The 23163-nt window shown below is 72.6% G+C and carries 20 protein-coding genes; 14 read left to right on the top strand and 6 right to left on the bottom strand.

The window, feature by feature from the left end; all coding sequences use genetic code 11:
• The first annotated feature begins 140 nt into the window (after positions 1 to 140).
• The 4 genes from AB7F12_RS19650 (at position 141) to AB7F12_RS19635 (ending at position 5764) form a co-directional block, all read left to right on the top strand.
• A complete protein-coding gene (locus tag AB7F12_RS19650) occupies positions 141 to 1361 on the top strand; it encodes an alpha-hydroxy acid oxidase (protein WP_428496967.1) in 1221 nt (406 codons plus the stop codon).
• Positions 1362 to 1441: 80 nt separating this feature from the next.
• Complete coding sequence (locus tag AB7F12_RS19645) at positions 1442 to 1822, top strand: MerR family transcriptional regulator (protein ID WP_428496968.1); 381 nt, start codon at positions 1442 to 1444, stop codon at positions 1820 to 1822.
• 61 nt (positions 1823 to 1883) lie between these two features.
• Positions 1884 to 2231 carry a thioredoxin family protein gene (locus tag AB7F12_RS19640; protein WP_428496969.1) on the top strand — a complete coding sequence of 116 codons (348 nt, stop codon included), beginning with the start codon at positions 1884 to 1886 and terminating at the stop codon, positions 2229 to 2231.
• A 92-nt stretch (positions 2232 to 2323) separates the two neighbouring features.
• On the top strand, positions 2324 to 5764 hold the full coding sequence (locus AB7F12_RS19635; RefSeq protein ID WP_428496970.1) for an error-prone DNA polymerase: 3441 nt from the start codon (positions 2324 to 2326) through the stop codon (positions 5762 to 5764).
• A 77-nt stretch (positions 5765 to 5841) separates the two neighbouring features.
• Here the strand turns inward: AB7F12_RS19635 and AB7F12_RS19630 are convergent, their stop codons facing one another.
• Positions 5842 to 6483: an acetate uptake transporter family protein gene (locus AB7F12_RS19630; protein ID WP_428496971.1), complete on the bottom strand. Its 642-nt coding sequence runs from the start codon at positions 6481 to 6483 to the stop codon at positions 5842 to 5844.
• Positions 6484 to 7026: 543 nt separating this feature from the next.
• Between AB7F12_RS19630 and AB7F12_RS19625 the strand changes: the two genes are divergently transcribed.
• On the top strand, positions 7027 to 7953 hold the full coding sequence (locus AB7F12_RS19625) for an NAD(P)H-binding protein (RefSeq protein ID WP_428496972.1): 927 nt from the start codon (positions 7027 to 7029) through the stop codon (positions 7951 to 7953).
• On the top strand, positions 7950 to 8858 hold the full coding sequence (locus tag AB7F12_RS19620; RefSeq protein WP_428496973.1) for an MBL fold metallo-hydrolase: 909 nt from the start codon (positions 7950 to 7952) through the stop codon (positions 8856 to 8858). The genes AB7F12_RS19625 and AB7F12_RS19620 overlap by 4 nt, the downstream gene beginning before the upstream one ends.
• A gap of 115 nt (positions 8859 to 8973) precedes the next feature.
• Here AB7F12_RS19620 and AB7F12_RS19615 read toward each other — a convergent pair whose 3' ends face one another.
• On the bottom strand, positions 8974 to 9285 hold the full coding sequence (locus tag AB7F12_RS19615) for a DUF3017 domain-containing protein (RefSeq protein ID WP_428496974.1): 312 nt from the start codon (positions 9283 to 9285) through the stop codon (positions 8974 to 8976).
• Positions 9282 to 10133 (bottom strand): bifunctional methylenetetrahydrofolate dehydrogenase/methenyltetrahydrofolate cyclohydrolase, encoded by an 852-nt coding sequence (locus AB7F12_RS19610; protein WP_428496975.1) that lies wholly within the window; start codon positions 10131 to 10133, stop codon positions 9282 to 9284. The genes AB7F12_RS19615 and AB7F12_RS19610 overlap by 4 nt, the downstream gene beginning before the upstream one ends.
• Positions 10134 to 10293: 160 nt before the next feature.
• On the opposite strand from AB7F12_RS19610, the gene AB7F12_RS19605 reads away from it, so the two are divergent.
• From AB7F12_RS19605 to AB7F12_RS19575, 7 genes are all read left to right on the top strand, one after another.
• On the top strand, positions 10294 to 11508 hold the full coding sequence (locus AB7F12_RS19605) for an NADP-dependent isocitrate dehydrogenase (protein WP_147104810.1): 1215 nt from the start codon (positions 10294 to 10296) through the stop codon (positions 11506 to 11508).
• Positions 11509 to 11642: 134 nt separating this feature from the next.
• Positions 11643 to 11984, top strand: coding sequence for a hypothetical protein (locus tag AB7F12_RS19600; RefSeq protein WP_428496976.1), 342 nt, complete (start codon positions 11643 to 11645; stop codon positions 11982 to 11984).
• A 43-nt stretch (positions 11985 to 12027) separates the two neighbouring features.
• Positions 12028 to 12834, top strand: coding sequence for an exodeoxyribonuclease III (locus AB7F12_RS19595; RefSeq protein ID WP_428496977.1), 807 nt, complete (start codon positions 12028 to 12030; stop codon positions 12832 to 12834).
• The gene (locus AB7F12_RS19590) at positions 12831 to 14270 is read left to right on the top strand and encodes a serine/threonine-protein kinase (RefSeq protein ID WP_428496978.1); all 1440 of its coding nucleotides are present in this window, start codon (positions 12831 to 12833) and stop codon (positions 14268 to 14270) included. The genes AB7F12_RS19595 and AB7F12_RS19590 overlap by 4 nt, the downstream gene beginning before the upstream one ends.
• Positions 14267 to 14752: a YbaK/EbsC family protein gene (locus tag AB7F12_RS19585; RefSeq protein WP_428496979.1), complete on the top strand. Its 486-nt coding sequence runs from the start codon at positions 14267 to 14269 to the stop codon at positions 14750 to 14752. Before AB7F12_RS19590 ends, AB7F12_RS19585 begins: the two co-directional genes overlap by 4 nt.
• Before the next feature lie 205 nt (positions 14753 to 14957).
• Positions 14958 to 17537 carry a bifunctional FO biosynthesis protein CofGH gene (locus AB7F12_RS19580; protein ID WP_428496980.1) on the top strand — a complete coding sequence of 860 codons (2580 nt, stop codon included), beginning with the start codon at positions 14958 to 14960 and terminating at the stop codon, positions 17535 to 17537.
• Positions 17538 to 17555: 18 nt separating this feature from the next.
• A complete protein-coding gene (locus tag AB7F12_RS19575) occupies positions 17556 to 17750 on the top strand; it encodes a hypothetical protein (RefSeq protein WP_428496981.1) in 195 nt (64 codons plus the stop codon).
• Between the two features lie 21 nt (positions 17751 to 17771).
• On the opposite strand, the gene AB7F12_RS19570 is transcribed toward AB7F12_RS19575, so the two are convergent.
• From AB7F12_RS19570 to AB7F12_RS19560, 3 genes are read right to left on the bottom strand one after another with little or no spacing between them, the layout of a single operon-like run.
• Positions 17772 to 18746 carry an LLM class F420-dependent oxidoreductase gene (locus AB7F12_RS19570; RefSeq protein WP_428496982.1) on the bottom strand — a complete coding sequence of 325 codons (975 nt, stop codon included), beginning with the start codon at positions 18744 to 18746 and terminating at the stop codon, positions 17772 to 17774.
• On the bottom strand, positions 18743 to 20374 hold the full coding sequence (locus tag AB7F12_RS19565) for a class I adenylate-forming enzyme family protein (RefSeq protein WP_428496983.1): 1632 nt from the start codon (positions 20372 to 20374) through the stop codon (positions 18743 to 18745). Before AB7F12_RS19565 ends, AB7F12_RS19570 begins: the two co-directional genes overlap by 4 nt.
• A 37-nt stretch (positions 20375 to 20411) precedes the next feature.
• Positions 20412 to 21866: a carotenoid oxygenase family protein gene (locus AB7F12_RS19560; protein ID WP_428496984.1), complete on the bottom strand. Its 1455-nt coding sequence runs from the start codon at positions 21864 to 21866 to the stop codon at positions 20412 to 20414.
• A 213-nt stretch (positions 21867 to 22079) separates the two neighbouring features.
• Here AB7F12_RS19560 and yhjD point away from each other — a divergent pair, with 213 nt between their 5' ends.
• Positions 22080 to 23162 carry an inner membrane protein YhjD gene (gene yhjD / locus AB7F12_RS19555; RefSeq protein ID WP_428496985.1) on the top strand — a complete coding sequence of 361 codons (1083 nt, stop codon included), beginning with the start codon at positions 22080 to 22082 and terminating at the stop codon, positions 23160 to 23162.
• Position 23163 lies beyond the last annotated feature (1 nt).

The raw sequence follows: 23163 nt of genomic DNA, 5'->3' as shown, positions 1-23163 counted from the left end.
GGCCCGAGCCGGCCGGCGCGCTCCTGCGGCGGTCAGCCCGTTCCGTACCGCACGGCACCGCTGCCGCGGACCCCGGCGGTTCACGAGGTACGGGACGAAAGTACGTTGGCCCGATCACGGCCGGTCCGGGAGGAGTCGTCATGAGGGCGGGAAGACTCGCGCACGTCCACAACGTCGAGGACATGCGCAGCCTGGCACGCCGACGCCTGCCCCGGGCCGTGTTCGACATCGTCGACGGCGGTGCGGGCGACGAGGTGACGTTGCGCCGCAACCGTGACTCGCTCGACCGGATCGTCCTGCGCCCCCGCGCGCTCGCCGACGTCACCAAGGTCGACACCACCACCACGATCCTGGGCGACCAGGTGTCGGTGCCGTTCATGCTGGCCCCGTGCAGCTCCGCGCGGATGTGCCACAGCGCGTCCGAGCCCGCGGTCGCCCGCGCCGCGGGCCGCCTGGGCACCGCGTTCGCCGTCGCCGGCGGGGCCAGCGAGAAGCCCGAGGTCATCGCGAGGGCCGCCACCGGTCCGCTCTGGTACCAGCTGTACATGAAGCCCGAGCACCGGGCGAACGTCGAGCTGATCGACCGCGTCGAAGGCGCCGGCTACCGCGTCCTGTGCGTGACCGTCGACAGCGCGATCAAGCGGTACCGCGAGAAGGACCTGCGCAACCGCGTCGGCATCCCGCTCAAGATCTCTCCCCAGCTCGTCCTCGCCGGTGCCTCCCGCCCGCTCTGGGCACGCGACTACCTGCTCGGCAGCGCCGGCTTCGGTCGGGTCGCGGCCAAGCTCGACCCGCGCGCCGGGCGGGGCGGCGCCCCGGCCCCGGCCCCGGCCACTGACGCACAACGCGGTCCCGCGGTCGACGTCATGGCCGCCAAGCGTGCCTACGACAACCTCGCCGACGCCATCAGCCACGTGAAGTCCGTGACGCCCGAGGACATCCGCTGGCTGCGCGAGCGCTGGGACGGCCCACTCGTCGTCAAGGGGATCCTGCGCGCCGACGAGGTGCCCCTGCTGGTCGACCTGGGGGTCGACGGCATCGTCGTGTCCAACCACGGCGGCCGGAACATGGACGGCGCCCCGGCGACCATCGACGTCCTCGGCGAGGTCGTCGACGCCGCCGCGGGCCGTGCCGAGGTGTTCCTCGACAGCGGCGTGCGCCGTGGCTCCGACGTCGTCAAGGCCGTCGCGCTCGGCGCTCGGGCGGTGCTCGTCGGCCGGCCCTACATGTACGCGCTCGCGGCGGCGGGCGAGGCCGGTGTCGACCGGGTGCTCGACCTGCTGCGCAACGAGGTCGTCCGCGTGATGTCGCAGCTCGGCGCGGCCTCCGTCGCCGACATCGACTCCTCCCTCGTCGGCTGATCCACGCCCCGGCGGGATCGGGGCTGGCGTTCACGTCGGCGTGAAGGTCTAGCGTCGTCCTCGACCCGAGGAGGGCGACGATGCGGATCGGTGAACTGGCCCGGCTGGCGGACGTGACCACGCGGACGCTGCGCCACTACGACGAGCTGGGCCTGCTCACCGGGCGTCGCGACGCGAACGGCTACCGCGCCTACGACGACACCGACCTGCGCACGATCCGCGAGATCCGGATGCTCGTCGGGCTCGGGTTCGCGCTGGAGGACACGCGCCCGTTCGTGGAGTGCCTGCGGGCGGGCCACGAACGGGCCGCGAGCTGCCCCGACTCGCTCGCCGTGCTGCGACGCAGGATCGCGGAGGTCGACGACTCCGTCGACCGGCTGCACGAGGTCCGCGGCGAGCTCACCCGCCAGCTCGGGGAGGCCTCGCGCGCCCGCTGCGAGTTCTCCGGCGTCGAGCCCTAGCCGCGCACGCTCCTCCACCAGGTCGACCACACCTTCTCGCACGACGTTCCCGGGAGGAACCATGTCCGGACCCGATCTGCCCGCCGTCACCGACGCCACCTTCGCCGCCGAGGTCGTCGGCTCCGAGGTGCCGGTGCTCGTCGACTTCTGGGCGACCTGGTGCCCGCCGTGTCGCATGATCGCCCCGGTGCTCGCGCAGATCGCGCGGGAGCGGGCGGGCGGGCTGCGCGTCGTCTCGGTCGATGCCGACGTCAATCCGCTGGTCTGCCGCGACACCGGTGTCATGGCGATGCCGACGCTCGACCTCTACGTCGGCGGGGAGAGGGTGGCCCGGGTGGTGGGGGCGCGGCCGAAGTCGGCGCTCGACGCGATGCTCGACGAGCACCTCCCCGCCCCGGCTCGCACCTGACCCCGGCCCGCACCCGACCCACGGTCGTCCCGGGGCGTCCACCCTGTGGACAACCCTCGTCGCTCGAACGCATGTTCGACTAAGCTCGGCGCGTGGGTTTCAACAATCCCGACGTCAGCTGGGCCGAGCTGGAGTCGGTGCTCTCCGGCCGGCCGCGTGACGGCGCGAGCCTCACCGGCGGTCCTCCCGAGGGCGACGGGGGTGACAGTCCGGCCTGGTCGCGCAAGCGTGAGCCCTACCGGGCCCCGCCGTCGTCCGTGGCCGGCGGGGGTGTGCGGGTGCCCTACGCCGAGCTGCACTGCCATTCGAACTTCAGTTTCCTCGACGGTGCGAGCCATCCCGAGGAGCTGGTCGAGGAGGCGGCCCGGCTGGGGCTCGACGCGGTCGCCCTCACCGACCACGACGGCATGTACGGGGTGGTCCGGTTCGCGGAGGCGGCGGCGGAGCTGGGGGTGGCCACGGTCTTCGGCGCCGAGCTGAGCCTGGGGCTGTCCGCGCCGCAGAACGGGGTGCCCGATCCCGAGGGCAGTCACCTGCTGCTGCTGGCCCGTGATCCGGAGGGCTACCGGGCGCTGTGCCGGGTGATCAGCAAGGCGCAGATCGAGGGTGAGGAGAAGGGGCGCCCGGTGTACGACCTGGAGCACGTCGTCGCGGAGACGGCGGGCCGGGTCGTGGCGCTCACCGGGTGTCGCAAGGGTGCGGTGCAGCAGGCGTTGCGGGCGGGCGGGCCCGCAGCGGCGGAGGAGGCGCTCGCGTGGCTGGTCGAGCGGTTCGGCCGGGACCACGTCGTCGTGGAGCTCACGCAGCACGGGCTGCCGGGCGACACCGAACGCAACGACGTGCTGGCCGCCCTCGCGGCCCGGACGGGGCTACCCACGGTGGCCACCACCGCTGCCCACTACGCCTCGCCGGGGCGGTACCCGCTGGCCGGGGCGCTGGCCGCGGTCCGGGCCCGGCGCAGCCTCGACGAGGCCGACGGCTGGCTCCCGCCCGCGGCCACGGCGCACCTGCGGTCGGGTGCGGAGATGGCGGCGCGCTTCGAGGCCCGGTACCCGGGTGCGGTGGCCCGGGCGGCGGCGCTCGGCAGGGAGTGCGCCTTCACGATCGACCTCGTCGCGCCCGACCTGCCGCCGTTCGACGTCCCCGAGGGACACGACGAGACGTCGTTGCTGTGGGAGCGGGTGCGCAAGGGGGCCATGTGCCGCTACGGCAGCCAGGCGGAGAACCCCGAGGCCGCCGAGACGATCGAGCACGAGATGGCGATCATCGTCGAGAAGAAGTTCCCCGGGTACTTCCTGATCGTCCACGACATCGTCGAGTTCTGCCGTGGGCAGGACATCCTCTGCCAGGGCCGGGGGTCGGCGGCCAACTCGGCGGTCTGCTACGCCCTGGGCATCACCCACGTCGACGCGGTGGCCAGCGGCCTGCTGTTCGAACGGTTCCTCTCCCCGGCACGCGACGGGTACCCCGACATCGACCTCGACATCGAGTCGGGCCGCCGCGAGGAGGTCATCCAGTACGTCTACGAGAAGTACGGCCGGGGCTGTGCCGCGCAGGTCGCCAACGTCATCACCTACCGGCCGCGGTCCGCGGTGCGTGACATGGCCAAGGCGCTGGGCTTCTCACCCGGCCAGCAGGACGCCTGGAGCAGACAGATCGAGCGCTGGCACGGTATCGGCGGCCCCGACGGTCCGCCCCCGCCCGACGGGATGCCGCCTGCGGTGCTCTCCCTCGCCGAACAGCTGCTCGGGTTCCCCCGCCACCTGGGCATCCACTCCGGAGGCATGGTCATCTGCGACCGGCCGGTCTCGGAGGTCGTCCCGGTGGAGTGGGCGCGGATGCAGGACCGCACGGTCGTGCAGTGGGACAAGGACGACTGTGCGGCCGCGGGCCTGGTGAAGTTCGACCTGCTCGGCCTGGGCATGCTCACGGCCCTGCACATCATGATCGACCTGGTGGCCGGGCACCACGGAAGGCACGTGGAGCTGCACGAGCTGCAGCCGACCGATCCCGAGGTCTACGAGATGCTGCAGCGGGCCGACTCGGTCGGGGTGTTCCAGGTGGAGTCGCGCGCCCAGATGGCCACGCTGCCGCGGCTGCGGCCGGAGCGGTTCTACGACCTGGTGGTGGAGGTGGCGCTGATCCGGCCGGGGCCGATCCAGGGGGGCTCGGTGCACCCCTACATCCGCCGCCGCCGTGGCCTGGAGACCTGGCACCACGAGCACCCGCTGCTCGAGGGGGCGCTCCAGAAGACGCTGGGGGTGCCGCTGTTCCAGGAGCAGCTCATGCAGGTCGCGGTCGACGTCGCCGGGTTCTCGGCGGCCGACGCCGACGAGCTGCGCCGTGCGATGGGCTCCAAGCGCTCGACGGAGAAGATGGAACGGCTGCGCGGCCGCTTCTTCGACGGAATGGCGGCCAACGGGATCACCGGCGAGGTGGCCGACGGCATCTTCACCAAGATGCTGGCGTTCGCGAACTTCGGCTTCCCGGAGAGCCACTCGATCAGCTTCGCGTCGCTGGTCTACTACAGCGCCTGGTTCAAGCGGTACTACCCGGCTGCCTTCTGCGCCGCGCTGCTGAACTCGCAGCCGATGGGCTTCTACTCGCCGCAGTCGCTGGTGGCCGACGCCCGCAGGCACGGGGTTCTCGTCCGCGGCCCCGACGTCTGCGAGGGCGGCGCGGAGGCCACGCTGGAGCCGGAGGCGCGCAGCGAAGGCGGTGTCGCGGTCCGGCTCGGGATGGGGGAAGTGCGGTCGGTCGGGATCGACAAGGCGGAGGAGGTCGAGGCGGAACGCGTCCGCAACGGGCGCTACCGCGACCTGGCCGACCTGGCCCGCCGGGTCCGGCTCACCGCGCCGCAGGCCGAGGCGCTGGCCACGGCGGGGGCGTTCGGCTGCTTCGGGATCGACCGCCGGTCGGCGTTGTGGGCGGCGGGGGTGGTCGCGGCGGTGCGGCCGGAGCATCTGCCGGGTGCCACTGTCGGGATGGAGGCACCCGCCCTGCCGGGGATGACCGATGTCGAGCTCACCGTCTCCGACGTGTGGGCCACCGGGGTCTCGCCCGACAGCCATCCGGTCGAGCACCTGCGCGCGACGCTCGACGGTCTCGGCGCGGTGCGCATCGACATGCTCGACGAGGTGGGCAGGCGGGCCATGGCCGGGACCGCGCGGCGGGCGGGCCGCGGCGGCCGCGGGGGCTCGGAGGGGGGCGACGTGGTCGTCGAGACCCTCGATCCCTACGACCCCGACGTGCGGCCGCCCCGGGTGCTGGTCGGGGGGCTGGTGACGCACCGCCAGCGCCCTGCCACCGCGGGAGGGGTCACGTTCATCAACCTCGAGGACGAGACCGGCATGCTCAACGTGACGTGTTCGGAGGGGCTGTGGGCCCGTTACCGGTCGGTGGCGCTGGGCAGCAGCGCGTTGCTGGTGCGGGGGCGGCTGGAACGCAGCCCGGAAGGCGTCCTCAACCTGGTGGCCGATCGCATGCAGAAGTTGGCGTTGGCGATCGCCGTCCCGTCGCGGGACTTCCGGTGACACGCGAATTCGTGGCAATTATTCGGACAGCAACGGACACCCCGCCCGAAGAGCGGGGTGTCCGGCCGGAAACGGATCTACTTGACCATCGGGTTGCCCATGGGCATGGCGCGCCCACCGAGATCCTGGCCGACGCCGTCGACCAGGATGTAGGCGAAGATCGCGCAGAAGACGAACGTCGTGATGCCGGCGATCGGGAACAGGCCGGTATTGCCCGCGCTGATCGCGATGAATGCCAGCGCGAACGTCGCGTCGACGAACACGAGTCCGAGCGTGTACATGATCGGGAGGCGCAGTGTCGCCACCGTCAGGATCACGAAGACGATCAGGAAGGCCAGCAGGAACGTCCGCTGCACCGACGCCGCCTGGGCAGCCTGCGTGACGCCCCACCAGCCGCTGGTCAGGCCGGTCAGCAGCAGGCCGAAGCTGGCCCAGAAGCCGGCGAACGTGCCGAGCACGGCGGCGACGGTGCTCATCCCGAGCCGGCCGGCCCAGACCGTGGCGACCAGCATGAACACGCCCGTGCAGATCGAGACGGCCGGGATCATCCCGCCGGGGAGCGTCGCGGTGTCGAGGTAGCCGACGAACCAGAGGGCCAGGGTGATGCCGCCCGGTAGAAATGTCGCCAGACCGAGCAGGAGGGGATTTCCGACAGGGGCCGGGGCAGCTGTTCCGGCAGCGGCATGGGCCCCGGACTGCACGTCGCTTTCAACGCTCATGACCACTCTCCTCGTCGAGACGGCACCGACGACGTCCGACGTCATCGGTGCTCCGATTGTGCGCCCGCGGCTGTACGTAGGACACCCCTGCGAACGGGCAGAGCCGTCAACGGATCAGGTGAACCGGCGGTGACGGGAAGTCTTTTTGCGCCGAGTTCGAATCGAATGACGGATGCGGTGGGCACTTAGTGGACCGGGCTGTGGGGGTCGGGCGGTCGGCGGGGGTGTGGCGCCGTGCGTCCGGGTGGACGGGCCGATCGCCGTGTGTACCCGGTCGCGGTATGCGACGTGGCGGGCGGGGCTGTCGGTGTCGACGGTGGACCGGCGGTCCGGTCGACGGCGTGTATCGGCGGGTCGGTCGGGAATGGGGGTGTCCATGGCGGCGTTGGCGATAGTACGTATACGTTCTGAATCTGGGACGTTGCTGGGAAGCCGGTTGTGCACAGGGTCGGAGCAGGTACTTCCTATACGGAACGTTGCTCGGCTCGGCCGCTGCGCACGTCGCCGGCCCACGACCCGAAAGGCAGTTCCGTGATCGTTGTCATGTCCGCCTCCAGCAACACCGGCGCGGCAGTCGCCGAGTCCTTGCTCCGGCGCGGAACACCGATCCGTGTCACCGGGCGGGACGCAGCCCGGTTGTCGCGGTTCCAGGCTGCGGGCGCGCAGGTCGCCCCCGTCGCCGCGGGGGACGCAGCCGGACTCGCCGCCGCGCTCGACGGCGCCACGGCGGCGTTCGTCATGCTGGCCCCCGGTCTCCTCCCGGAGAGCGAGGACTTCGCTGCCTACCAGCGCGAGGTCATCGCCGCGGTGGAGAAGGCGCTGCAGGCCACCCGCTCCGTGCGGACGGTCGTGGGCCTCAGTGGATGGGCCGCCAACTTTCCGGGGGCACGGGGCCCGGTCTGGGGCCTGCGCAGGTTCGAGCAGGCCCTCGGGCGCGTGGCGGAGAGCGGCGTCGCGGTGACGTCGCTGCGGCCCGGTTGGTTCATGGAGAACGCACTGCCCATGATCACCGAGCTGACGGCCACCGGCGTGACGCGCGGGGTGATCCCGCCGGACCGTCCGCTCCCGATGGTCGCGACCTCGGACATCGGCGAGGTTGCCGCCGACATCCTGACCGGGGCGCGGGAACCGGTCGACACCCTCGAACTGCAGGGCCCCGCGGACCTGACCCTCGCCGAGGCGACCGCCGTGATCGCGCGTCGTGCGGGTATCGCCGAGGCACGGTACGAGCGCATCGACGCCGCGCAGCTGCGGGCCGGCCTGCTCGCTGCGGGATTCACCGCACACATGGCCGAGGGTGTCACCGACATGAGCATGGACGTCGCCGAGGGCCGGATCCGCATGCTCCGGCCCCGGGGCCCGCAGACGGCCACCCCCACCACGTTCGAGGAGTTCGTCGCGGCCCGTCCGGACCCGGGTGCTCCGGACGGGACACGGCGACCGACCTCCGACGGCGGTGCACGACGATGAGCACCTCGACGCACGCGCAGGCCCCCGGATTCCAGCGGTTCTCCATCGGCGGGCGGACGATCACCGCGCTCTACGACGGGTTCGTCCCGATCTTCGCCGACGACCTGCACGGGGCGGGGGCGGAGGAGATCGCCGCGCTGCTGACCGGGTCGTTCCTCCCGGCCGAAGGTGACCTGCACACAGCCGTGACGGTGTTCCTGGTCGACCTCGGCTCCCGGACGGTCCTGGTCGACGCGGGGTCGGGTACCTCGCTCGGACCCGATGTCGGGCACGTGCTCACGAACCTGCGTGCCGCCGGTCGCCGCCCCGAGGAGATCGACGACGTCCTACTGACGCATCTGCACCCCGACCACGTCCACGGCCTGTTGCGACCCGACGGCGGTGCGGCCTATCCGCGAGCGCGAGTGCACGTCGCGCAGGCCGACGTCCGGCACTGGCTCGATCCCGCGGTCGCCGAGGCGGCGACCGACGACGTGCAGAAGCAGATCCACGAATGGGCCCGCGCGGCGCTCGCCCCCTACGACGCCGGCGGCAGGCTTCGCACCTTCGAGTACGGCACGGAGCCGGTTCCGGGCATCCTCGCCGTCGACCAGCACGGACACACCCCGGGTCACACCGGCTACCTGCTCGGTGGTGGGGACGAGGCGGTGCTGTTCTGGGGCGACACGATGCACAGCCACTCGGTCCAGCTCGTCCGGCCCGAGGTCTCGATCGCCATCGACAGCGACGAGGGACAGGCGGTGCGCACGCGCCGCGACGTCCTGGACCGGGTCGTCGAGCAGCGTTGCTGGGTCGGCGCGGCGCATCTGCCGTTCCCGGGGATCGGCCGGTTGCGTCGCGGGTCCGGGGACTACGTGTGGGTCCCTGCGAGCTACCGTCCGCTGCCGCCGGTCGCAGAAGGATGAGCTGGTACCGGCGCCGCCACGACGAAAGTCCGATAGGCACCCACCGCCCGTCGTCCCGGCGTCCGGAACCGGCGCAGGACGGGACCGGGGCATGCGCCGGGTCCGGCGAGCGTCGTCAGGGGGCCGAGAGGCGGACGCGTGTGATCGTCACGGCGAGCACCGTCATGACCAGGCCGAAGCTCGAGTAGAACAGCACGTCGACCACCTTGCTGCGGATGGCCAGCAGGCCGACGCGCTCCTGGGGCAGGATCACACGCAGCACGGCCGCGACGATCAGCGACCCGCCGAGCAGCACCGCACCCTCGCGCCAGTGCGCCGTCAGCACCCGCTGCATGCCTGCGAGCGCGATCGCCAGCACCAGCAGCAGCGCGCCGTGGTCGGCGAGCACCGCTCGCCAGCCACGGCGGGTGCCGTCGGCTCCGGTCATCCGAGGGCTCGCTCGGCAGCTTCGACGACGTTGGTCAGCAGCATGCCGCGGGTCATCGGGCCGACGCCGCCGGGCATCGGCGCGAGGAGGCCGGCGACCTCGGCGACCTCGGGGGCCACGTCGCCGACGAGCCCGAGGTCGGTCCGGCTCACGCCGACGTCGAGCACCGTCGCCCCCGGCGCGACCATGTCGGCGGTGATGAGCCCGCGCACGCCCGCGGCGGCGACGACGACGTCGGCGCGGCGGACCTCCGCGGCGAGGTCGCGGGTTCCGGTGTGGCAGAGGGTGACGGTCGAGTTCTCGGTGCGCCGGGTGAGCAGCAGCCCGAGGGGGCGGCCGACGGTCACGCCACGGCCGACGACCACGACCCGGGCGCCGTCGAGCTCGACGCCGTAGCGCCGGCACAGCTCCACGATGCCGCGGGGGGTGCAGGGCAGCGGGCCGGGCTCGTTCAGGACGAGCCGTCCGAGGTTGGAGGGGTGCAGGCCGTCGGCGTCCTTCTCGGGGTCGATCCGCTCCAGCGCGGCGCCGGAGTCGAGGCCCTTGGGAAGGGGCAGCTGCACGATGTAGCCGGTGCACTCCGGGTCGGCGTTGAGCTCGTCGATGACGCGCTCCACGTCGGCCTGGGTGGCGTCGGCGGGCAGGTCGCGGCGGATCGAGCGGATGCCGACCTTCTCGCAGTCGCGGTGCTTGGCCCGGACGTAGGAGTGGGAGCCGGGGTCGTCGCCGACGAGGACCGTCCCGAGCCCGGGCGTCGCTCCTGCCGCCGTGAGCTTCTGTACACGTGCCGAGAGCTCAACGAGCATCTCCGCCAGGGTTGCCTTGCCGTCCATCACCGTCGCCGTCACGACGCCCATTCTCCCCAATGCCGTCGGCGCACGTCACGGCCCCGTCCGCAGGTGCCGGGACGGCCCGGGGCGGCGCGGTGGAGGTCACCCGGGCGGAACGGAGCTTTACCAGTACGCTTGTCCGGAGAAGAGACGCGTCCCGAGAGGAGAGCCCGCCGACATGGCGAAGATCAAGGTCGAGGGCAAGGTCGTCGAGCTCGACGGCGACGAGATGACCCGGATCATCTGGCAGTTCATCAAGGACAAGCTGATCCACCCGTACCTGGACGTCGATCTCGAGTACTACGACCTCGGTATCGAGGCCCGCGACAAGACCGACGACCAGATCACGATCGACGCGGCCAACGCCATCAAGAAGCACGGCGTCGGCGTCAAGTGCGCGACGATCACCCCGGACGAGGCCCGCGTCGAGGAGTTCGGCCTGAAGAAGATGTGGCGGTCCCCGAACGGGACGATCCGCAACATCCTCGGCGGCGTGATCTTCCGCGAGCCGATCATCATCTCGAACATCCCGCGCCTGGTGCCGGGCTGGACGAAGCCGATCATCGTCGGCCGTCACGCGTTCGGTGACCAGTACCGTGCCACGGACTTCAAGTTCCCGGGCGAGGGCACGCTGACCGTCACGTTCACCCCGGCCGACGGCTCCGAGCCGATCCAGCACGAGGTCTTCCAGGCCCCGGGCTCGGGTGTCGCGATGGCGATGTACAACCTCGACGACTCGATCCGCGACTTCGCGCGGGCGTCGATGAACTACGGCCTGGCCCGGAACTACCCGGTCTACCTGTCGACCAAGAACACGATTCTGAAGGCCTACGACGGCCGCTTCAAGGACCTGTTCGCCGAGGTCTTCGAGGCCGAGTTCAAGGACAAGTTCGACGCTGCCGGTCTCACCTACGAGCACCGCCTCATCGACGACATGGTCGCCGCGGCGCTCAAGTGGGAGGGCGGCTACGTCTGGGCCGCCAAGAACTACGACGGCGACGTGCAGTCCGACACCGTGGCCCAGGGCTTCGGCTCGCTCGGTCTCATGACGTCGGTCCTGGCCACCCCGGACGGCAAGACCGTCGAGGCCGAGGCCGCGCACGGCACCGTCACCCGGCACTACCGCCAGCACCAGGCCGGCAAGCCGACGTCGACGAACCCGATCGCGTCGATCTACGCCTGGACCCGGGGCCTGGCCCACCGCGGCAAGCTCGACAGCAACCAGGAGCTGATCGGCTTCAGCGAGGCGCTCGAGGACGTCGTCATCAAGACGGTCGAGAGCGGGAAGATGACGAAGGACCTTGCGCTGCTCATCAGCAAGGACGCGCCGTACCAGACCACCGAGGAGTTCCTCGAGACGCTGGACGCGAACCTGCAGAAGGCCCGCGCCTGACGCACCGGTCCATCCACGCGGCGCGCATCCTCCGAGCACGGGGTGCGCGCCGTGTGCGTTTCACAGGGTCACCGGCGCGTCGCCCTCGGCTACGGTGGACGCAGCCCGCGCACCCGAAAGGCCGCTGACCGCTCATGGCTGCCAAGATCACGGTTCCGAAGCTCGACTCGTCCACCTTCAAGGGCTGGGCGTTCGTGCTGGTGGCCGGCTCCATCCTGACGATCCTCGCGCTGATCGACGCCGGCCAGTTCTCGAAGAGCGCGACCGGGTCGACGGGCTGCGTGATGGTCGTCGGCTCCGACACCGTGAACGTCCGCGGCAACCCCGGCGTCGAGCTGGCGCCGGTCGGGTCGCTGACCAAGGGCCAGGAGGTCGACGCGCAGCGCAACGTCGTCAACGGCTACCGGCAGCTCGCGGGGGAGAACCGCTGGGCGCTCGACTCCAGCCTCTCCACGAAGGCCGGCTCGAGCTGCTGACCCGCCGTCACGGGCCGCGAGGCCGATCTGCCAGTCTCCTCGGGTGCTCACGGTCAGCTCCGTCAACGTCAATGGTGTCCGCGCTGCGGGCCCCAAGGGACTCACGGCGTGGCTGGCCGCTACCGACGCCGACGTCGTCTGTCTCCAGGAGACGCGTGCCCGCCACGAGGACCTCCCCGATGCCCTGCTCGCGACGCTCACCGAGCACGGCTGGCACCTGACCCTCGCGGCCAGCGACGCCGCCCGGGGCCGGGCCGGCGTCGCCGTCCTCACCAGGACCGAACCCGAGGCGGTGCGCATCGGGGTGGACGCGGCGGAGTGGGCCGACGCGGGCCGCTACGTCGAGGTCGACCTCCCGGGCCTCACGGTCGCGTCGCTGTACCTGCCCAACGGCACGGTCGGCACCCCGCGCCAGGACGAGAAGGACCGCTTCCTGGCGACGTTCGCGCCCTACCTGGAGCTGAGGCGGGAGAAGTCGGCCGCCGAGGACCGCGAGGTGCTCGTCTGCGGCGACTGGAACATCGCCCACACCGAGGCCGACATCCGCAACTGGCGCGGCAACGTCAGGAACTCGGGGTTCCTGCCCCACGAGCGGGCCTGGCTCACGGAGCTGTACGGCGCCGGCTGGGTCGACGTCGTCCGCGGGCTGCACCCGGGGGTCGACGGCCCGTACTCGTGGTGGTCCTACCGCGGCCGCGCGTTCGACAACGACACCGGCTGGAGGATCGACCTGCACGTCGCGACGGCCGGCCTCGCGGAGCGGGCGCAGAGCGCCGTGGTCGAGCGGGCCGCGAGCCACGGGGAACGCTGGTCCGACCACGCGCCCGTCACCGTCCGGTACGCGTCGTGAACCCGACCAGGGTGATCGGCGGGCGCTACGTCGTGCTCGGCGAGCTGGGCCGCGGCGGCATGGGCGTCGTCTGGCGGGCCGAGGACCGGGTGATCGGCAGGCAGGTCGCGGTGAAGGAGCTGCGGCTGCCCGACGGCCTGTCCGACGAGGAGCACCGCCAGTTCCGTGACCGGTTGCTGCGCGAGGCGCGCACCGCGGGCCGGCTCAACCACCCCGGCATCGTCACGGTGCACGACGTCGTCACCGACGGGGGTGTCGACCACATCGTGATGGAGCTGATCGAGGCCGACACGCTGACCGACGTCGTGTCGCGCCACGGTCCCCTCGACGAGCGCTCGGCCACCGAGGTCGCCCGCCAGGTGCTGGCCGCGCTGCGCCGCGCCCACGCGGGTGGGGTCGTGCACCGCGACGTCAAGCCCAGCAACGTCATGCTCGGCCGCGACGGTCGCGTCACCCTCACCGACTTCGGCATCGCCCACGCCGCCGACGACCCCCGCCTGACCACGACCGGCCTGCTCGTCGGGTCTCCCGGCTACATGGCGCCCGAGCGGCTCGAAGGCGCCACCGCCGCCCCGGCCGCCGATCTCTGGGCGCTCGGCGCGACCCTCTACTACGCCGTCGAGGGCACCGGCCCGTTCAACCGGGAGACGACCCCGCAGACGATCTACGCGGTCATGAACGACGACCCGCCGCCGCCGCGCGCCACCGGGCCGCTCGCCGCGGTCATCGCGGGCCTGCTCATCCGCAACCCGGCGGCGCGGCTCAGCGCCGAGCAGGCCGAGGCCATGCTCACCCGCCCCCGCGACGGTTCCGGCACGACCCTGACGACGCACGTCCCGGCCCGGACCAATCCCGGGGCGCCGTTCGGCGTCGCCGGTGCGCCGCAGCGGAAGCGGAGGGTGCCGGTCGTGGTCGCCGCGGTCGTCGCGCTGCTGGCCGGGCTCGGCCTGGGCGCCTGGGGCGGCGCGACGCTGCTGGGCGGCAGTGGCGGCGGCACCACGACCGGCGCCGACGTCCGCACCTTCACCTACGGCCCGGGCGGGCAGCTCCCACAGTTCGACTTCTCCTACCCGACGTGCCTGACCGCGCAGCTCGTCGCGGGCCGGGTGGTCACCTCGGACGCGTCGACCAACTGCACCAACCCCCACGACCTGGAGATCTTCGAGGTGTTGACGCCGTTCGACAGCAGCGTCAAGGTGCCCTACCCGCCCGTCGAGGCCTTCACCCGCTTCGGCCAGGCCACCTGCTCGCTGATCTTCGACTCGGCCCGGGTGACCGGCGACAAGGCGGGCCTGACCCTCACCGTGCTCGTCCCGACGCAGCAGACGTTCGACGCCGCCACCGCCGACAGCAGCAACGGCTCGAAGAGCGTGCTCTGCGTGCTGGGCCGCACCGACGGCGCGCAGCTGACCGGCACGAGGGTTGCGGGCTCGTGACCGCCGACCACGCCAACGTGGCCGCCGTCCGGGCGGCCCTGCTCGCGGGCGGCGCCGACCCGGCCAGGGTCGCGCGGTTGCGGGTGCTGCCCGGGGAGGTCCGTACCGCCGCGGCCGCCGCGGAGGCGCTCGGCGTCGAGCTCGGCCAGATCGCCAACTCGCTGGTGTTCGACGCCGACGGCTCGCCGCTGCTGGTCCTGACCTCCGGTGCGCACCGCGTCGACACCGAGAAGGTGGCCGCGGCCCTGGGGGTCGCCACGGTCGGTCGCGCCACCCCGGATTTCGTGCGTGCCGCCACCGGCCAGGCCATCGGCGGGGTCGCACCCGTCGGGCATCCGGCGCCGGTCCGGACGCTGGTCGACCGCGCCCTCGCCGCGCACGACGAGGTCTGGGCGGCGGGCGGCATCCCGCACGCGGTGTTCCCGACGACCTTCGACGAGCTCGTCGAGGTCACCGGCGGCACCCCGGCCGACGTGGCCTGACCCCGCCGCGCGCAACCTCACGGTCGTGGATCGGCCGCGGGGCTGCAGTGAGGTTGCGTGCGAATCGGGCAGGCCGCCGCGGCGGGCGGGGTTCAACCTCGGCGCAGGGCCGTTCTGTTCCGGGAACGGCCGGGCGTGTGACGAGAGCGCTACAGGGCCGCCCGGCCGGTCGACCCCCGCGCAGGGGCGACCTAGGGTGGCGTCCATGGTCGACGTCCTGCCCGGTCCCCGCGCCGTGGAGCCCGAACCCTCTCCGTCCGCGGTGCGGCGGGCGTTGCGCCGGGCCCGTGACGGCGCGACGCTCGACGTCACCGAGGCCGCGGTGCTGCTGGCCGCCCGCGGCGAACAGCTCGACGAGCTGCTCGACGTCGCGTCCCGGGTCCGCGACGCGGGTCTGGCCGACGCCGGCCGGCCCGGTGTCGTCACGTACTCGCGCAAGGTGTTCATCCCGCTGACCCGGCTGTGCCGCGACCGGTGCCACTACTGCACCTTCGCGACCGTCCCGCACCGGCTGCCGGCGGCGTTCCTGGAACGCGACGAGGTCCTGGAGATCGCGCGGGCGGGCGCGGCGGCCGGCTGCAAGGAAGCCCTGTTCACCCTCGGCGACCGCCCGGAGGAGCGCTGGCCCGCGGCCCGCGAATGGTTGGACGCCCGCGGCTACGACTCCACGTTGGACTACGTCCGCGCGTGCGCGATCGCGGTCCTGGAGGAGACGGGCCTGCTGCCGCACCTCAACCCCGGTGTCATGTCGTGGGAGGAGCTGACGCGGCTCAAGCCCGTCGCCCCGAGCATGGGCATGATGCTGGAGACGACGGCCACGCGGCTGTGGTCGGACAAGTCCGGCCCGCACTACGGCAGCCCCGACAAGGAGCCCGCGGTCCGGCTGCGCGCCCTGACCGACGCGGGCCGGGTCGGCGTCCCGTTCACCACGGGCATCCTGATCGGGATCGGGGAGAACCGGACCGAGCGCGCCGAGTCGATCTTCGCGATCCGGGCGGCGGCGCGGGCCCACGGGCACGTGCAGGAGACGATCGTCCAGAACTTCCGCGCCAAGCCCGACACCGCGATGCGCGACGACCCCGACGCCTCGCTGGAGGACCTGGCCGCGACGATCGCCGTCACCCGGATCGTGCTGGGCCCGAAGATGCGCGTGCAGGCCCCGCCCAACCTGGTCGGGGAGGAGTTCGCGCTGATGCTGCGCGCGGGCATCGACGACTGGGGTGGCGTCTCGCCCGTCACCGCCGACCACGTCAACCCCGAGCGTCCGTGGCCCGCGATCGACGAGCTGGCCGCCCGGTCGGCCGACGCCGGGTTCACGCTGCGGGAGCGGCTGACGGTCTACCCGCGTTACGTGCAGGCGGGTTCGCCGTGGATCGACACCCGGCTGCACGCCCACGTCGCCGCGCTGTCCGGCCCCGACGGGCTCGCGAACGAGGACGCCGTCGTCGAGGGCAGGCCGTGGCAGGAGCCCGACGGCGGGTTCGCCTCGACCGGCCGGATCGACCTCAACTCCTCGATCGACACCACCGGGCGCACCGACGACCGGCGCGGCGACTTCGACTCCGTCTACGGCGACTGGGAGTCGTTGCGCGACAGCGTGTCCGCGTCGACCGTGGCAGCTCCGGAACGGCTCGACTCCGACGTCCGCGCGGGCCTGCGGCTCGCCTCCCACAACCCCGCCGCGCTGCTGCGCCCCGAGAACGAGGCCGCGGCGATGGCCGTCCTCACCGCCGACGGCGCGGCGCTGGAGGAGCTGGCCCGCCTCGCCGACGACGTCCGCCGCGACACGGTCGGCGACGAGGTCACCTACGTCGTCAACCGCAACATCAACTTCTCCAACGTCTGCTACGTCGGGTGCCGGTTCTGCGCGTTCGCCCAGCGTGAGCGCGACGCCGACGCGTTCCGGCTGTCGCTGGACGAGGTCGCCGCCCGCGCGGCGGACGCGGCGGCCGACGGCGCCACCGAGGTCTGTATGCAGGGCGGCATCGACCCGCAGCTGCCCGTGACGTTCTATGCCGACCTGGTCCGCTCGGTGCACGCCGCGGTGCCGGGGATGCACGTGCACGCGTTCTCGCCCATGGAGATCGTGTCCGCAGCGGCCAAGGCGGGCGTCTCGATCCGGGAGTGGATCACCGAGCTGCGCGACGCCGGCCTCGGCTCCATCCCCGGCACCGCGGCCGAGATTCTCGACGACGAGGTCCGCTGGGTGCTCACGAAGGGCAAACTGCCTGCGGCACAGTGGGTAGAGGTGGTGTCGACGGCGCACGAGCTGGGCGTCGCGTCGAGCTCGACGATGATGTACGGGCACGTCGACACCCCGGCGCACTGGCTCGGGCACATGCGCACCCTGGCCGGGGTCCAGGACCGGACGGGCGGGTTCACCGAGTTCGTCCCGCTGCCGTTCGTGCACCACAACGCCCCGATCTACCTGGCCGGTATCGCCCGCCCGGGCCCGACGGAGCGCGACAACCGCGCGGTGCACGCCTTCGCCCGGCTGGCGCTGCACGGGCGGATCGACCACATCCAGTGCTCGTGGGTGAAGCTCGGCGACGACCTGGCCGCGGAGATCCTGCGCGGCGGCGCCGACGACATGGGCGGCACCCTGATGGAGGAGACCATCTCGCGGATGGCGGGGTCGGAGAACGGCTCGGCCCGCTCGGTCACGGAGCTGACGGCGATCGCCGCCGCGGCCGGGCGCCCGGTCCGGCAGCGGACGACGACCTACCGCGGCCGCCCCGAGCACCTCACGCCCGCCCGCCGCGCCCTGCCCCTGACGCCGGCCTGAGCGACGTAGCATCGCGGTATGGGCGTACTCGGTGAGATGTTCCCCGGGCCGAAGATCCGCGACGAGAGCAGCGAGGCAGGCGACGGCCAGAAGTGGCAGCTGGGGCCGATCGACCTCGACTCCAACACCGTCGTCCTGCACCGCGGTGGCGATGCGACGGCGGGCGGATTCGAGGCGATCGAGAGCGTGGACGCCGACGGCGACTCCGACTGACCCTGTGGCCGGTGATGGTCGCTACGGCGACCGTTGCCAGTCACGACGGAGGGCACTCAGCGTGCGGCGGCCCGCCGGGTCCGCGTCGGTCGCGACCGGGACCAGGCACACCTCGTCGACGCCCGCTGCGGCGTACTCGGCGATCCGCGTCGAGACGTCGTCGGCCGCCCCGGTCGCCCCGACCGTCGCGGCGAGCGAGGCGGGGACCGCGGCCAGCAGCTCACGCGGCGGCGGACGGGTTCTCGCGAACGTGACGAGATCTCCGAACCCGGCCTCGGTGAACACCTCCCCGTAGCCCGGCGCCCCCAGGTAACCGACGACCGCGCGCGCCAGCCGGGCCGTCGCCTCGGCGTCGGGGTCGACGGCGGCGGTCACCCAGGCCGCGACGCGCGGCGGCTCCCGGCCGGCGTCCCGGGCGGCCGCGCGCACGGCGTCGACCAGTCGCGCAGCGACGACGGGCGGCAACAGGTTCAGCACCATCCGGTCGGCGTACCGGCCCGCGACCCGGACGGCCTGCGGGCCGAACGCCGCGATCGTCAGCGCCCCACCGGGCGCAGGGGCGCGCAGCCGGTAGCCGCGGGTGCGGACGACCTTCCCGTCGACGTCGGCGCGGCCGCCGTCGAGCAGCGTCCGCAGCGCCTGCGCGGTCTCGGCCAGCGCCCGCGCGGGTACGGGCGCCGCGCGACCGTGCCACCCCGACACCACGACGGGGCTCGACGACCCGATCGCCACCTCGACGGTCCGCCCCGTCAGCTCGGTGACGGTCGCGGCCCCGATCGCGATCTGCACCGGCGTCCGGACGGCCACCGCGAACGGTCCCAGGACCAGCGGGATCGCGCCCGGCAGGGCGGCGGCGAGGGCGAAGGCGTCGTAGGTCGCCATCTCGCCGACCCACAGCCGGGCGTAGCCGAGTTCGTCGGCGGCGCGGGCGGTGTCGACGGCCTCGATCGACGGCCGGTCCTGCCACAGCCCGAGCGACACGGACAGCTCGGTCAACGCAGGCGCTCCCGCAGCTCACGCTTCAGGATCTTGCCGACGGGGTTGCGCGGCAGCGCCTCCACGATCTCCACGCGCTCCGGGAGCTTGTAGGAGGCGATCCGCTGCGCGCGCAGGGCGTCGACCAGCACGGACAGGGTCGGCGGCGCGTCCGGGTCGGACGGCACGACGACCGCCGCGACACGCTCGCCCAACACGTCGTCGGGGTAGCCGACCACCGCCGCCTCGGCCACCGCCGGGTGCGCGCCGAGCAGGGCCTCGATCTCGGCAGGGGAGATGTTCATGCCGCCGCGCACGACGAGGTCGCGGGCCCGGTCGACGTAGCGCAACATCGTCGGGTCCTCGGCGGCGATCTCGAAGACGTCGCCGCTGCGGTAGAAGCCCTGCTCGTCGAACGGGTCGACCGTCGAGGACCAGTACCCCGAGAAGATCGTCGGCCCCGCGACCCGGAGCTCGCCCGGTGTGCCCGGTGACGTGACCTCGGCGCCGGACCCGACGTCGACAAGTCTGGTCCTGACCCCGGCACTGGTCGGGTTCGGCCAGGTCAGGCCGGGCCCGCCGAACCACGGGAAGAACGCCGCCCGGGCGTCGGGGTCCGGGACGGTGTGCTGGTCCGAGATCAGCGGGACGCCCTCGTTGGAGCCGAAGAAGTTGGTGACCTCGATTCCGAAACGGTCGCGCCATTCGCGGATCAGCCGGCCCGACAGCGGCGCCGACCCCGAGCCGATGACCCGCAGGCTCGACAGGTCGGCCGAGTCGAGCAGCCCCGGGGCGCGCAGCATGCCGGTGAGCAGCGCGGGCGGAGCGAGTGTGTAGGTGACGCGTTCGCGGGCGATCTGGCCGAGGAACGTCGGCAGGTCGAAGGGATGGTGCTGCACCAGCGTCGCGCCGGTCAGCAGCCAGGGGACGAGCACCCCACCGAAACCGGCCATGTTCACCAGCGGGAACGGGCTGAGGATGACGTCGTCGGCGGTGAGCGCGGGAGCGGCGGCACAGCCCTCGCCGATGACGTTCCAGCCGTTCGCGCAGCGCGGCACACCCTTGGGGGTGGCCTCGGTGCCGGAGGTCCAGCACAGCGTCACGACGTCGGCGGGATGCCGCTCCACCGTCGGCAGCTCGCCGGGAGCCTCGGACACCGGCCCGTCCAGCGCGAGCACCGGAAACCCGCCGAGCGCCCCGGCGTCCTCCGAGAGCGGACGGTCACCGAACCGCGACACCGTCACGAACGCGCGCAGGCCCGCGACCGGCGCGAGCGTCGACAGCTCGTGCTCGCGGTACTGCATCGGGAACGGCGACACGATCGCGCCCACCCGCACACACGCCAGGTAGGCGACGACGAGCTCGACGGTGTTGGCCAGCTGCGTGCCGACCACGTCGTCGACCCCCACCCCGGTCCGGTGCAGGACGCCGGCGAACCGGTCGACCTCCGCGTCGAGCTCGGTCCAGCTCAGCCGCCGCGGCGGCGTGCCGAGCAGCGCCTCCCGGTTGGCCGGGTCGACGACGGCCGTCGCCTCCCCACGCTCGGCCACCCGCGCCCGGAACAGCGCGTCCCAGGTCCAGGCGGGGTCGTCGCGCCACCACCCGGCGGCGACGAACTCGTCGATCCGCTCCTGCGGATGAAGCCTCACGCGAACCTCCGGGCGACGACGGGCGGTCGTGAGCCGCTCACCGGCGGAGTTGGTCGGCGCGGACCCACGTCGCGTGGAACCCCAGGGGGACGCGCTGGGGGAGCAGGACCCGCGCCACCGGGCCCGCCTCCAGGTCCGAGGCGTCGAGGACCTGAACCTCGGAGCGGTCGTCGCGCTCGTCGGTCACGAAGGTGACGAGGTAGCCGTCGTCCTCACCGGTGCTCCCGTCGCGCGGCGCGACGGGGGCCTCGCTGCCGAAGCGCCCTTCCCCGAACCAGTGGTGCTGCCGCTCCCCGGTGACGCGGTCGTAGCGCAGCAGGCCGTCGAAGCGGACGGTCTCGGCGTCGGCGATGTGGACGTTGTAGGCGTAGCGGGTGGGGCGCCCGCACGCGCGGGCGTCGATCGAGGGGAACTCGGTGTTGACGTCGTCGAGCTGGGTCTCGGTGGTGGTGCCGGAGCCGAGGTCGAAGACGTAGCGGTGCAGCCGGGCGTCGAGACGGAGGTAGCCGAGCAGCTTGCCCAGCGGCCCCGGGCGGGTGGGGACGGGCTCGGGTCGGGTCACCCGGCACACGTCCATGACGATCGTCGCGCCGTCCTCCCAGGCGTTGACGACGTGGTAGATGTAGCAGGGCTCGGCCTCGAACCACCGCACGTCGGACGCCTGCCCGCGCCGGGGGATCACCGCGAACCGCGACGGCGTCGACCGGTCGAACCCGATCTTGTAGCGGCCCTGCCGGGCGGCTGCGGGGTCCTGCGTCAGCGGCAGGTCCATCAGGATCGAGAAGTTCTCGGTGATCGCCATGTCGTGGGGCAGCCGCGGGCCGGGCAGGTCGATCTCCACCTCGTGGTCGATCGCCCCGTCGGCGTTCACCACGCCGTAGCGCAGCAACGGGCTGCGGGCGCCGTAGTCGAACCACATCAGCTCGCCGGTGCGTTCGTCGACCTTCGGGTGTGCCATGACGTCGCCGTGCAGCGTGCCCAGGAAGTCCTCGGCGCCGAGCGTCTCCAGCGACAGCGGGTCCATGCTCATCGGCTGCCCGCACAGGTACCAGGTCGCGAGCACCCGGCCCCGGTGGTGGATCAGGTCGGTGTTGGCGGAGTCCTTGAACGGCAGCCCCCGCGCGCTGCCGACAGGGTTCCCGCGGGGTGACTCCATGACCCCCGACCACAGCGCGTGCCCCGCGGCCTCCTCCGCGGCCAGCGCCCGGGTCCGGACCCACCGGTTGCGGTAGCGGGCCCTCCCGTCCTCGAACGACATCGCGTGGACCATGCCGTCGCCGTCGAACCAGTGGTAGCGGCCGGCGGCGTCGAAGCGGCGGTTGGGGCCGTTGCGCAGGTAGACGCCGTTGAGGTCGCGCGGGATCTCGCCGATCACCTCGAGCTCGTCGGCCGTGATCTCGTCGCGGACGGGCGCGAAGATCCCCAGCAGGTACGGGTTCTCGTCGCCGCCCTGCTCGACGGCGACGGCCGCCGGCTCCTCGAACGTCGTCACCGCTGACCTCCCGTGCGACCGGTGCTGACCACCCCCGACGCTAGGGCCCGGTGTCGGCGGTCACAACCCGATCGGGGTCGACGGTCACCGTTCGTCCGGCCGGTGGAACGGGTAGTGGGACACAAACACTCCGACGCGTGGGCAGGGCGCCGCGACACCGGTGCCGGTTCACGAGAAGATCAGGACCCCGCAGGACGACGTGAGGTGACCGCCGTGGCCGTCGACGCCAGGCCGACCGACCAGCAGACGGCCGACAAGGCTGTCGTCGACGACGACACCCCCGACCAGCCGAGCAAGTTCGAGCAGCTGCGCGAGAAGTACCCGTGGCTCGACCACGTCGTCCGCGCCGGGGCCCGCTACACCGACCGGCACGGCGACCACTACGCCGCCGCCATCACCTACTTCAGCGTGCTCGCGCTGGTGCCGCTGCTGATGATCGCGTTCGCCGTCGCCGGGTTCGTGCTGCGCGCCCAGCCCGAACTGCTCGACCAGCTCCGCGCGGGCATCACCACCGCCGTCCCCGGCGGGCTCGGCGACACCCTCAACGACATCATCCAGAAGTCCATCGACCAGGCCGGTGCCGTCGGTGTCCTCGGCCTGATCGGTGCCCTCTACTCCGGGATCGGCTGGATGAGCAACCTGCGCGAGGCGCTCTCGGAGCAGTGGGCGCAGCCGCCGGAGACACCCAACGTCGTCAAGAAGCTGCTGTTCGACCTGCTCGCGCTGCTGGGCCTCGGGCTGGCCCTGGTCGTCTCGTTCGCGGTGACGGCCGCCGGCACCGGGCTGGGGCGGTTCATGCTCGACCTCGTCGGTCTCGGCGACCAGGGCTGGGCAGTGTTCCTGCTCGGCGTCGTCGGCGTGCTGCTCGGCCTGACCGCCAACTGGCTGGTGTTCCTCTGGGTGATCGCCCGGCTGCCGCGTGCCCCCGTCGCCATCGGCAGCGCGCTGCGGGCGGCCGTGCTGGGCGCGGTCGGGTTCGAGATCCTCAAGCAGATCATGACGATCTACCTGCGCACCGTGACCAACTCACCCGCGGGCGCCGCGTTCGGGTCGATCATCGGTCTGCTGATCTTCGTGTTCTTCATCTCGCGGTTCATCCTGTTCGTGACGGCCTGGGCGGCGACGTCGAAGGAGAACGAGCAGGAGGAGCCCGCCGACGTGCCGGCGCCGGCGATCATCCGGTCGGAGGTCGTCGTGAAGTCGGGGCCTTCGCCCGCCGCCGCGGTCGGCCTCGTCGGCGCGGGCGTGCTCACCGGGCTGCTGGGTCTGCGTGCCCTGTCGGGGAAGCGCCGCTGAC

The organism is Pseudonocardia sp., assembly GCF_050250275.1.
Taxonomy (GTDB): Bacteria; Actinomycetota; Actinomycetes; order Mycobacteriales; family Pseudonocardiaceae; genus Pseudonocardia.
The sequence above is the reverse complement of the archived record's forward strand: the minus strand, read 5'-3'. Positions and strand labels throughout refer to the sequence as shown.

Coding starts and splice junctions, on each gene's coding strand:
- AB7F12_RS19650 (WP_428496967.1), top strand. CDS start 141: ATGAGGGCGGGAAGACTCGCGCACGTCCACAACGTCGAGGACATGCGC.
- AB7F12_RS19645 (WP_428496968.1), top strand. CDS start 1,442: ATGCGGATCGGTGAACTGGCCCGGCTGGCGGACGTGACCACGCGGACG.
- AB7F12_RS19640 (WP_428496969.1), top strand. CDS start 1,884: ATGTCCGGACCCGATCTGCCCGCCGTCACCGACGCCACCTTCGCCGCC.
- AB7F12_RS19630 (WP_428496971.1), bottom strand. CDS start 6,483: ATGAGCGTTGAAAGCGACGTGCAGTCCGGGGCCCATGCCGCTGCCGGA.
- AB7F12_RS19625 (WP_428496972.1), top strand. CDS start 7,027: ATGTCCGCCTCCAGCAACACCGGCGCGGCAGTCGCCGAGTCCTTGCTC.
- AB7F12_RS19620 (WP_428496973.1), top strand. CDS start 7,950: ATGAGCACCTCGACGCACGCGCAGGCCCCCGGATTCCAGCGGTTCTCC.
- AB7F12_RS19615 (WP_428496974.1), bottom strand. CDS start 9,285: ATGACCGGAGCCGACGGCACCCGCCGTGGCTGGCGAGCGGTGCTCGCC.
- AB7F12_RS19605 (WP_147104810.1), top strand. CDS start 10,294: ATGGCGAAGATCAAGGTCGAGGGCAAGGTCGTCGAGCTCGACGGCGAC.
- AB7F12_RS19600 (WP_428496976.1), top strand. CDS start 11,643: ATGGCTGCCAAGATCACGGTTCCGAAGCTCGACTCGTCCACCTTCAAG.
- AB7F12_RS19580 (WP_428496980.1), top strand. CDS start 14,958: ATGGTCGACGTCCTGCCCGGTCCCCGCGCCGTGGAGCCCGAACCCTCT.
- AB7F12_RS19575 (WP_428496981.1), top strand. CDS start 17,556: ATGGGCGTACTCGGTGAGATGTTCCCCGGGCCGAAGATCCGCGACGAG.